The 10,476-nt window shown below is 60.7% G+C and carries 9 protein-coding genes; 5 read left to right on the top strand and 4 right to left on the bottom strand.

Annotation, left to right across the window (positions count from 1 at the left end; translation table 11 throughout):
* The coding region (locus CFA80_RS01105; protein ID WP_159454600.1) for an alpha/beta hydrolase at positions 1 to 695 on the top strand (695 nt) is incomplete at its 5' end.
* Between the two features lie 29 nt (positions 696 to 724).
* Here the strand turns inward: CFA80_RS01105 and CFA80_RS00645 are convergent.
* Both CFA80_RS00645 and CFA80_RS00640 read right to left on the bottom strand, forming a co-directional pair.
* The gene (locus CFA80_RS00645; RefSeq protein ID WP_088518445.1) at positions 725 to 2,503 is read right to left on the bottom strand and encodes a thiamine pyrophosphate-binding protein; all 1,779 of its coding nucleotides are present in this window, start codon (positions 2,501 to 2,503) and stop codon (positions 725 to 727) included.
* Between the two features lie 11 nt (positions 2,504 to 2,514).
* Positions 2,515 to 2,967, bottom strand: a complete 453-nt coding sequence (locus CFA80_RS00640) for a (2Fe-2S)-binding protein (protein ID WP_088518444.1) — start codon at positions 2,965 to 2,967, stop codon at positions 2,515 to 2,517.
* Between the two features lie 303 nt (positions 2,968 to 3,270).
* On the opposite strand from CFA80_RS00640, the gene CFA80_RS00635 reads away from it, so the two are divergent.
* Complete coding sequence (locus CFA80_RS00635; protein ID WP_088518443.1) at positions 3,271 to 4,557, top strand: amino acid ABC transporter substrate-binding protein; 1,287 nt, start codon at positions 3,271 to 3,273, stop codon at positions 4,555 to 4,557.
* 75 nt (positions 4,558 to 4,632) lie between these two features.
* A complete protein-coding gene (locus CFA80_RS00630) occupies positions 4,633 to 5,658 on the top strand; it encodes a uroporphyrinogen decarboxylase family protein (protein WP_088518442.1) in 1,026 nt (341 codons plus the stop codon).
* Here the strand turns inward: CFA80_RS00630 and CFA80_RS00625 are convergent.
* A complete protein-coding gene (locus CFA80_RS00625; RefSeq protein ID WP_088518441.1) occupies positions 5,655 to 6,596 on the bottom strand; it encodes a DUF5996 family protein in 942 nt (313 codons plus the stop codon). The two genes, CFA80_RS00630 and CFA80_RS00625, sit on opposite strands and share 4 nt — an antisense overlap.
* A 61-nt stretch (positions 6,597 to 6,657) precedes the next feature.
* On the opposite strand from CFA80_RS00625, the gene CFA80_RS00620 reads away from it, so the two are divergent.
* Entirely contained in the window at positions 6,658 to 8,241 is a 1,584-nt protein-coding gene (locus CFA80_RS00620) for a class I adenylate-forming enzyme family protein (protein ID WP_088518440.1), read from the top strand.
* Positions 8,242 to 8,333: 92 nt separating this feature from the next.
* Here the strand turns inward: CFA80_RS00620 and CFA80_RS00615 are convergent, their stop codons facing one another.
* Positions 8,334 to 9,932 carry a UbiD family decarboxylase gene (locus tag CFA80_RS00615; RefSeq protein WP_245281134.1) on the bottom strand — a complete coding sequence of 533 codons (1,599 nt, stop codon included), beginning with the start codon at positions 9,930 to 9,932 and terminating at the stop codon, positions 8,334 to 8,336.
* A gap of 205 nt (positions 9,933 to 10,137) precedes the next feature.
* On the opposite strand from CFA80_RS00615, the gene CFA80_RS00610 reads away from it, so the two are divergent.
* On the top strand, positions 10,138 to 10,476 hold a 339-nt coding region (locus CFA80_RS00610; RefSeq protein WP_210187760.1), incomplete at its 3' end, for a MarR family transcriptional regulator.

Raw genomic sequence — 10,476 nt, 5'->3', positions numbered from 1 at the left:
AAGCGTGGCCATCCTTGGTCGAGGACATCGATCGTCTTCCCGCAGGAACGCGAACCGTCGTCGTCGGCTATAGCTTAGGCGCGAATAGTTCGGTGTTTGTCGCGAACAAGTCCAAATACATCGATGTCATTATCGCGCTTCAACCATCGATGCTGAGTTGGAATCCGAATGTTACCGGACGCGTTGGCAGGATGATCGAAATCTATAATCCAAATACATGGATGACCTTTGGCGGGATGGGATCGAAGAAATTAATAGGTCCGAACATCGAATACATCGCCAACAATGACTCGCATCCGGGAGCCCAGTTCAATTTGGAATTCCGCAATTTGGTGAAAAGCGAGATCAGCAGGGTTTCCGCCGAACCTGTTCTGGTGACAGCGCAAGCGCGAATTCCCAGCGCGCCCAAACCGGCGAATGCTTTGATGACAGCGCAAGCCCAAATCCAAGGCCCGCCTAAATCGGCGAACGCGTCTAGCCCAACAAAACTTGCGGCCGTCAAACCGCAGCCGGCAAAACAACATCAGCTAGCGGATGCCACTGCTTTTCTCGACAGCCTGACCAATACGGTGGATTCGGGAAACTTGTTCACGGAACGGCAACTGACGATTGCCGACCTGACCAATTATGCAAACAGAAACTATGGAACCTCGCGCACAGCCGAGGCCATGCCGACAGGCTCCCAATACAGATAGCCGCGCTAATTTGGGTCACGGGTAATCCGTCAGCGCGGCCGAAGCACCGTGTCGACCAGCGCCGGCGTGCCGGCTTTCACTTGCGCGATGGCGCGGCGCAGCGCCGGCGCAATATCGGCGGGCTTTTCGATGGGCCCTTCCGCGTACCAGCCCATGCTTCGCGCCATGCCGGCGAAATCGGCATTTGGACCGGCGATGTCCTGCGCGATATAGGCACGCTCTACCGGCGTCCCGCGCTGCTGCGCGATATGAAGCTGATGCTCCCAATCGTTGTAATAGGCGCGATTGTTGTACATCACGACGAGCAGCGGAATCTTGTTCTTGGCCGCAGTCCACAGCGCGCCGGCATCGAACAACAGATCGCCATCGGGCTGGATGTCGACGACGAGCCGTCCGTTGCCGCGATGCGCCAATGCGACGCCGAGCGATAGGCCGATCTGAGTGCCGGTACCGAGCGCCTGGCCAGGGTGACGATACGGCTTGTCGAAATCCCACAGCTTATAGGCCCAATCCTGCAGCGTGTTTGCGGTCAGCACCCAATCTTCGTCCTTGATAACGCTCCACAGCTCGCTGGCGAGCCGCGGCAGCGTGATCGGCACGCCATCCCAATCCTGTTTTGCTTGCTCGCTCCAGGCTGCGAACAATGCGTCGTGCTTTGCCGCAACCGCTTTGGCGCGCTCCGCCACGCGCGCGGCCAGCCGCCGGTCTCGCGTAAGTCGCTCGTGACATAGCTGCGTGAGCTTGGGGATCGCGGTGAGCGTATCGCCGAGCACGCGCAGGCTGCACGCCGGCATGCGCGTATAATCCATCGACCATTTGCTCAAATTGATTTCGCCGAACCCGATCTCGATCATCTCGCAATCGGACGGATAGTACGGCAAGACGCGGCGTTCGGTGCGGTCGATATAGTGAGTCGATTTTTCCCAGTCGCGGGTGTCGAGCGCGACGATGAGATCGGCGTCGCGGAAGATTTCCTTGTGGCAGCTCAGATTGAGCGGATGGCGGTTGGGAAAGTTGAGCCGAGCGTGGACGTCGAACACCGCGGTGCCGACGGTATCGGCGAGCGCGACGAGATTATCGAAACCGCTCGGGCTGCGCGCGACATATTCGGCCAACAGAACCGGATATTTCGCGGCCAGCAGGCGCTCGGCTACTTGGTCGAGCGCCATGGAATCCGCGGCCATCGGCACCGAAACTTTGCTGTGCGACGGCTTCGGCAGCGCTACGTCGCGCTCGAGCGGCCGCTCCTGAAGCCAGGCGTCGTAACACATATAGATTGGCCCTTGCGGCTCGGTCATCATCGCCGCATAGGCGCGCGCAAAGGAATCCGGCACGCCTTCAATGCTCGCCGGCTGATAATCCCATTTAACGTAATGGCGAAGCTGTTCGCCGTTGACATTCGCCGTGTGGATCCAATCGATGAATGGCCGACGACGGCTTTCGTCCATTGGTCCGGTCGCGCCGATAACGAAGACCGGGCAGCGGTCGAGATAGGCATAGTAAATTCCCATCGTCGCATGCAGCATGCCGACGACATCGTGCACAATCGCCACCATCGGCTGGCCGGTCGCCTTGGCGTAGCCGTGCGCGATCTGTACCGCGATCTTCTCGTGCTGACAGAGCAGAAGCGGCGGATCATTGCCGCCGTAATTGACCAGCGAGTCGTGCAGCCCGCGGTAACTAGCGCCCGGATTAAGCGCAATATAGGGAAAACCGTAATGCTTGATCAGATCGACAATAACGTCCGACTGCCAGGCTTTCTTGGCATAGCTCGCTGCCGGTTGCGATTTTGCGGTAACCTCGTTCATCGGCGCTGCGGCTAGGCCGCCTTCGCCGCGGCATGGATCGCCGCCCGCACCCGCTGATAAGTTCCGCAACGGCAGATATTGGTGATCGCGGCGTCGATATCGGCATCCGTCGGCTTCGGCTTTTGCCGCAGCAGCGCCACCGCCGCCATCATCATCCCGCTTTGGCAATAGCCGCATTGCGGCACGTCGAGATCGATCCAGGCTTGCTGCACCGGATGCAGCTTGCCGTTTTGTGCAAGAGCTTCGATGGTGGTGACGGCCCGGCTGCCAAGCGTAGCAATCGGGACTTGGCAGGAGCGCGTGGGCTTGCCGTCGATCAGCACGGTGCAAGCGCCGCACTGCGCAATGCCGCAGCCATATTTGGTCCCGGTAAGCCCGATCGTATCGCGCAACACCCACAGCAAGGGGGTGTCGTCCTCCACGTCGACGCTGTGGGTTTTGCCGTTAACCGCCAGGGCAATCATCGGCCTTCAGCTCCATATTTCCTCAAGAACTTTCCTCAAGAGGACGTTTCCTCAAGACGCATCTGCTGTCCCAGCAACGCACGCCGAGGCGACAAGTTTAACGCGATAATGCTTCAGTATAAATCATCAATCCCAATGAGCGGCAGTGAAGGCGCTGCGGGCAGATTGCCGCGTTATCGGCCGCTCTCTTTTCACGCCTGTCAAAGCAGGGCATGCTAAGGCCCGACGCTACCGGGTCATGCCCCCTGTTGGGCGGCCGGTCAGGTATGATGAATAGAGAATAGTGCTTTTGTGGAGGAAAACATGACCCATCGCATAACCCGGCGCGACCTCAATGCCGGCATCGGCGCCGCCCTGCTTTCGCCCGCCGTTTCGCCTGCCTTGGGATCGGCGGCTTTCGCGCAAGACGCCAGTGGCCCAATCAAGATCGGCTTCAGCATGGCCCTGACCGGCCCGCTCGCGGCCAACGGCAAACAGGCGCTACTCGGCGCCAAAATCTGGCAAGACGAGATCAACAGCAAAGGCGGCTTGATCGGCCGTCAGGTTCAACTCGTCAATTACGACGATCAGTCCAACCCGCAAACCGTGCCGGGCATCTACACTAAGCTGCTTGACGTCGATAAATGCGATCTCGTCGTCGGTCCCTACGCCACCAATATGGTGGCGCCGGCGATTCCAGTCGTCATGCAGAAGGGCAAGACCTTCATCGGTCTGTTCGCACTCGATGCCAACGGCGAATTTCATTACCCGAAATATTTCTCGATGCTGCCGTCCGGTCCGACGCCGAAAGAGTCGTTCACCGAGGGCTTCTTCCAGGTCGCAACGGCGCAGAATCCGAAACCGCAGACCGTGGCGATTGCGGCCGAGGATGCCGAGTTCTCGCGCAACGCTGCCGAGGGAGCCCGCAACAACGTCAAGACCTACGGATTTAAGAGCGTCTACGACAAGACCTATCCACCGAACACCACGGACTTCTCGCCGATCGTCCGGGCGATTCAGGCAACGAATCCGGATCTAGTCGTCTTCTGCTCCTATCCGTTGAGCTCGGTCGGATTGATCCAGTCCGCCAACGAGCTCGGCTTGAAACCGAAGATGATGGGCGGCGCGATGGTCGGATTGCAGGCCACCGCTTTCAAGGACAAACTCAAATCCAAGCTCAACGGCATCGTCAATTACGAAACCTGGGTGCCGTCGACGAAATTAATGGCGCCGGCGGCCGACTTCTTCAAGAAATATCAGGCGCGCGCCGCCGGTGAGGGCGTCGACCCGCTTGGCTATTATCTCGGCGGCTGGGGTTACGCCTATTTGCAGGTGCTGCAACAGGCAGTTGAGGGCGCCAAGAGCATCAATGACGACAAGATCGCCGACTACATGCGCAGCCACGCTTTCACGACGATCATGGTGGCCGACGTCAAGTTCGGGAAAAACGGCGAATGGACCAAATCGGGGATGCTGCAGGTGCAGTACCACGATCTGACTGACGGCGCGAATCTCGAGACGTGGCGGGGCATGAGCTATCAGACGGTGCTCACGCCGGCCGACGTGAAAACCGGCAACATCATCTATCCTTACGAGAAGGCGTTGGGCTAAGCCTGTTGACCCACCCCCTTCGATCGATCCTCCTCCCTCCTTTCGCGGGGGAGGAGATGAAATGAGCGCGGTCCAATGCTGTTCCCTACCTCGCTCGTCGGCTCTTATCCGCAGCCGGATTGGCTGATCGACCGCGAAAAACTGTCAAAGCAAGTGCCGCGCGTGCGGGTGGACGATCTGTGGCTGGTCGCGCCTGACAAGCTCGAAGCGGCGCAGGATGACGCGACGATCCTCGCCATCCGCGATCAGGAGCGCGCCGGCCTCGATATCATCAGCGACGGCGAGCAGCGGCGCGAAAGCTATTCCAATCGCTTCGCTACCGCGCTTGACGGCATCGACATCGAAAAACCGGGCATCGTGATCAACAGGAATGGCCGGCCGATCCCGGTGCCGCGCATCGTCGGGTCGATCCGCCGCAGACAGCCAGTCGAATTGCGCGACCTCAAAGTGTTGCGCGCCAACACCGATCGGAAAATCAAAGCAACCGTGCCCGGCCCGTTCACGATGGGCCGCCAGGCGCAAGATGACTATTACGGCGATGAGGAAGCAGTAGCGATGGCGTATGCCGACGCCGTCAACGCCGAGATCAAGGATCTCTTTGCCGCCGGCGCCGACGTGGTGCAGATCGATGAACCTTGGATGCAGCAGCATCCGGATAAAGCGCGCCGCTACGGCGTGAAGGCGCTCGATCGCGCGCTTGCCGGCGTGCGCGGCACGATCGCAGTGCATTTATGCTTTGGCTATGCCGCCGTGGTGCGCGACAAGCCGTCGGGCTATTCCTTTCTGCCCGAATTGGAGCAGTGCAAAGCGCAGCAGATTTCGATCGAAGCGGCGCAGCCCAAGCTGGACTTGAAAATTCTGGCGCTATTGCCGTCCAAGACCATCGTGCTCGGCGTGATCGATCTTGCCGACATGACGGCCGAGACGCCGCAACTGGTCGCTGACCGCATCCGCGCTGCGCTGCATTACGTTAAAGCCGATCGCCTGGTCGTGGCGCCGGACTGCGGTATGAAATACCTGCCGCGCGCCGTGGCCTTTGCCAAGATGAAGGCCATGGCCGATGGCGCCGCGCTGATGCGCCGCGAGCTCGGCGGCGCTTAGCGGCTGGCTTGGTTCCTTGATGGCGCGCGCTCCAGCGCCTGGCGATCCCATTTCGCGAGATCGGCCGCTGCTTCATATGTCTCCTGCAGAAAGCCGAGCAGCAAGGCGTCGGGATTGCTGGCTTGGCGCACGGCGTCGTAGGGCAGAATGAACTGCCCGAGATTTTTGTCGTAGAAGGCTTCGCCGGTTTTCAGCCGGGTGTCGCCATAGCCGGCGGGCTCCGGATAGGCATAGACGTAGAACGCGGCGCGGCCGTAGCCGCCATTGCCGGGCCAGAAGCCGCAGCTCGAAACTTCGTGCGAATAAGCTTCCGTCATGACCCAGGCAGCGACATTTGGCGTGGCGCCTTTGAGCGGCGGCGCGGTGCGGCCAGAGAACCGGGTAACGGCAAGATCGAGACCGCCCCAGAAAAAGTGCACCGGACTGGCCTTGCCGATGAAGCGGGCGCGAAACTCGGTGAAGACGCGCTTGGCCTGCACCAAGGCCTGCCAGAACCTTTGCACGTAAACGCGATCATATTGGGCGTGCGTTCGGTCTTGCTCGAACGCAATCGCGCCGTCGATTTCGCTCGGCGTGGTCCAGATGTGCACGTCGATATCGAGCCGGTGCAAAGCCCGCATGAATGCGGCATAGAAATCGGCCACCGACATCGGCTCCAGCGCCAGCGTCTCGGCGCGGCCGTCGCTCGCCTCAATGGAAAGCAGGTGCCGTGTGAAGTCAAAGACCACGTCGAAGCTGCGTCCACGATAGGGCATTGCCGGAGCGATAAGCCCGCGCGAGGTGACATCCAGCGTCGAATTCCACCAATGATTGATCAGCGGCGTGCAAGCGATACGCACTTTACCGACGATCTGCATCCAAAGGAGCAGCGTGTCGCAGCTTTCATGCCAAGCCGCGAACGGTAGATCGGGCCATTGCGCATTTGCGTTACCGTTCACGGCTTTGTTCCTCGCGACGAAATGCTTATAATGCTAAGGAATTATCCGCTGGCATTCTATCATGCAGGCAGAGTCTGGCTCAAAGCTTTTGCAAAACTGGATCGTGCGGGCAACGGCCCGCGCGCCGCAAAAGCCATGGGTCATCTCCGCCAATGACGGGCGCCTCATCGATTACGCAGGCTTGCGCGAAAGCTGCGGCCGCTTCGCCGCGTTCCTAGCGCGGCGCGGCATCGGGTCGAACGACCGGGTTGCGCTTCTTGCCGACAATTCCATCGAGCAACTGCTCTGCTATTTCGGCGTCTTGGCGGCAGGCGCGACCGTCTGCACGATTCATGTCGAAATGAACCGTAATCAGCTTCCCGGCATTCTCGATCGCCTCAAACCGAAGCTCATTCTTCATCAAGACAGCTTGCGGCTCGACGATGCCTTGGCCAGCGCCGCCGCGCCGCGGCTTGCCATTGGACACTGCGATCAGCGAGGCGCGGAGACACTGTTCGGGGAACTTGCGCGCTGCGCGCCGGACGAACCGGCTCGGCCAGGCCGGCCGGAGGATGACGCCGTGATCCTCTTCACCTCCGGGACCAGCGCCAAGCCTAAAGGCGTGGTTCTGAATTTTCGCGAATATCTCTCCAATATCGACCCGGTGGCTGAGGGTTTCGGCATCGGCGCCGACGATCGCCTCTACGATTTCCGGCCGTTCAGCTGGGCGTCGGCCCAGCTTCTGGGCGCGCTCGCGCCGGTCAATCGCGGCGCTACTTTGGTGCTCGCTGAAAAATTCTCGGCGAGCCGCTTCTTTACCCATTTGCGCGATCACGCCGTAACGATCGCCACCGGCAATCCCACCACGCTGAACATTCTGCTCAACAGCGAAACTCATCCCAAACGCGACGATCTGCCTAAGCTGCGATTCATCACCTCGAGCTCGGCGCCCTTGCTGCTCGATGAATGGAAGCGCTTCGAGCAGAAATTCGTCATCCGCATCGCGCAAGGCTACGGCGCCAGTGAGGTCAACTGGATCGCGGCGATTTCCGGCGAGCAGCGCCGGCTCGGCACGGTCGGCCGGCCATTCGCCTACCACGACGTTGCCATTGTCGACGGCGACGGCCGCCGTCTGTCGGCCGGCGAGATCGGGCACGTCGAAGTCGGCGGCTGGCCGGATCATCCGTTCCGTTATCTCGCCGAAGATGGCGAGGTCAGAACCCATGCCCGCGGCCGTATCCGCACCGGCGATATCGGCTGCCTCGACAGCGACGGCTTTCTCACCCTGAGCGGTCGGGAAAAGGAATTGATCATCCGCGGCGGCGCCAAGATTTCGCCGGTCGAGATCGACGCCTGTTTGATGCAATGTGCCGAAGTGATCGAAGCCGCCACCATCGGCGTCCCTGACGCGATCTATGGCGAGGAAGTCGTGAGCTATGTGGTCGGCCGGCCTGGCGCCACGCTTGATACCGACGCGCTGTTACGGCACTGCGCGGCTATTCTGCCGGCGTTCAAGGCGCCGAAGCAGATCGTACTGGCGAGCGCGTTGCCGAAAACCGAGCGCGGCAAGCTTGACCGCAAAGCGCTGGCGGAACGTGCCAACAATCCCTCTCCCCTTGTGGGAGAGGGTGCCCGAGCGGAGGCAAAGCCGAGCGAGGGCGGGTGAGCGGTAGCGGTGTTGAGGATCACCCCTCACCCGGCTCAGTCTCGCTCATGCTCGCCTTCGCCACCCTTTCCCGCAAGGGGAGAGGGAAAGAGCTACCGTCCGGTTCGCGCCAGTGAATGCACCCAGCCCTGCATGCGCTTCTTGGCGTTGGCGATATCCTCTTTTGTGAAAAAATCCTCCGGCCGCACCTTGTCGATCGGATAGACCGGGCGGAGAAAATCGCTCTCATAGCCGAACGGCACGGTGGCATCGATACCCATGCCGCCTTCGAACTGCGTGTTGGAGGCGGTCCACTGCCGATCGCCTGCGGTCATGCGTTCGGCCGGCATGAAGGTCTGGCCGCGGCCGCCCGGAATCGGATTGAGAATATCGGTGCGCGGATTCACCCGCGTGGTCAGGCACCACATGATGTCGTCCATCGAATAGGGATCGACATCCTCGCTGACTGCGATGGCCAGACGCATACCTTGCGAGCACGACAAAGCCGCGGCCATGAAATTGCGCTGCCAGCCCTCGTCGATCTGATGGCGCTTTTTCACCTGAATAATGCAGCCGCCCCAATCGGTCATACAGTACGGGATCACCACGTTCTGCACGATGCCCGGCTGCAGACGGTTGCACAGCTCGTAGATCGCGGCCTCGCGCACGGTCGTGTCGATGTTGTGATCGTCGAGCATGTGCACGCCAAGCGCGAAGATGATCGGCTTCGTCGCGGGCTTGCGCATGGTGATAGCGGTGACATGGAAAGTTGGCGCCTTATAGGACTTGCCCATATAGCCGGCCCACTCGGGATGGAAATGGTAGCGGCCCTGCACGCCGGCATCTTCGGCCTCTTTGGTTTCGAAGCGGCGGTCGCGCGGATTGACGTAGCCTTCGAGCACGATTTCGCAATCGGCCAGCGCCATCGCATCGACGGTGCGCGCCTTGACCAGACGAATCGGCGCACCCTGCACCGCCGACGCGATCCCGATCTCGTCGCAGCCCATCGGCAGGATCGCATAATCGAATCCCGCGCCAGCCAACAGCGTGCAGGCCGGCGGAACGCCGAAGCAAACGGTGACCGGCACCGGCTGATCTGCTTTGTAGTATTTGTTGACGACCTGCCACATGTGCGAGCCGGGCGAGATCTGGAACGTGCCGACATTGCCCCAGCGGAAATTCATGCGGTTGTAGCCAAGATCGGACCCGCCATCGAATTGCGAACCGGTGACGCAGCGGATGCCGGAGCCGACGGTGAGTTCGGGCTCGTAGGTGGTGTGGCGGATCGGCACCATCCATTCATTGACGTCGCGTGGATTCTCGATCACGTGCTCCTGGCAAGGCGCTTCGCTCTGCGCGATTTCAACCGGCTCGATCGGGTGCGACAACGCATGCGCCAGCTTGCGCACGCGCTCGGCATCGTCCGTCCAACCGAACATGCGATTGATGATCGCCATGTCGCCGAACAAATTGGTAATGACGCGATGGTTTGGCTTGTCTTTGACGTTGTTGAACAGGACCGGACAGCCGCCGTCCATGTGCTTCTGCAGGCCGGTGACCTGAAGATCCGGATCGACTTCCTTGTCGGTCTCGATCAGTTCGCCCGACGCGCGCAGCCATTCCAGCGTGCTGCGCAGATCGAAGGCTTGGTTCGGCATCGCGGCTAAATTGGCCCCGCTGCGCTCCTCTTTGCCGCGCGCCACTTGTTGCATCGGTCACTTCCCTATTGCATAGATTGCTAAGTATTATCGGCACGAGGCCCTAGGGTCAAAGCCCATTAATTCCGTGGCCGCGACGCTGGGCATTTTGGCCGCTGGCTAGGCGCGAGGAGCGACGTGATCTAGCCGATCATGAGCGACGAGTAACGACGCCAGCGACCAAAAGGCCCGCGTCCCTTTGGGTTGGAATTAATGGGTTTTGACCCTGGACCTGTCAACGCCAATGCCGCCGCGACGTTCACCGAAAGCCAAACAGAATCAGCGCGCGGTCGCATTTCCGCCGCGGCTGTCGTCGGGCTATCTGGTCCGCGACGCGCATCGCGCCTTTCAGCGGCTGTTGGAACGCCGCATCGCAACTTATGGCGTCACCCGCGGCCAATGGTACTTTCTCCGTGTGTTGTGGACCGCCGATGGACTTTCGCAGCGCGAATTATCGGCGCGGGTCGGCATGATGGAGCCGACCACGGCGGTCGCGCTGCGCAGCATGGAGCAGTCGCAACTCATTCGCAGGCTCCGTGCCGAGGACGATCGCCGCAAG

The sequence above is a fragment of the Rhodoplanes sp. JGI PP 4-B12 genome (assembly GCF_900188135.1).
The sequence above is the reverse complement of the archived record's forward strand: the minus strand, read 5'-3'. Positions and strand labels throughout refer to the sequence as shown.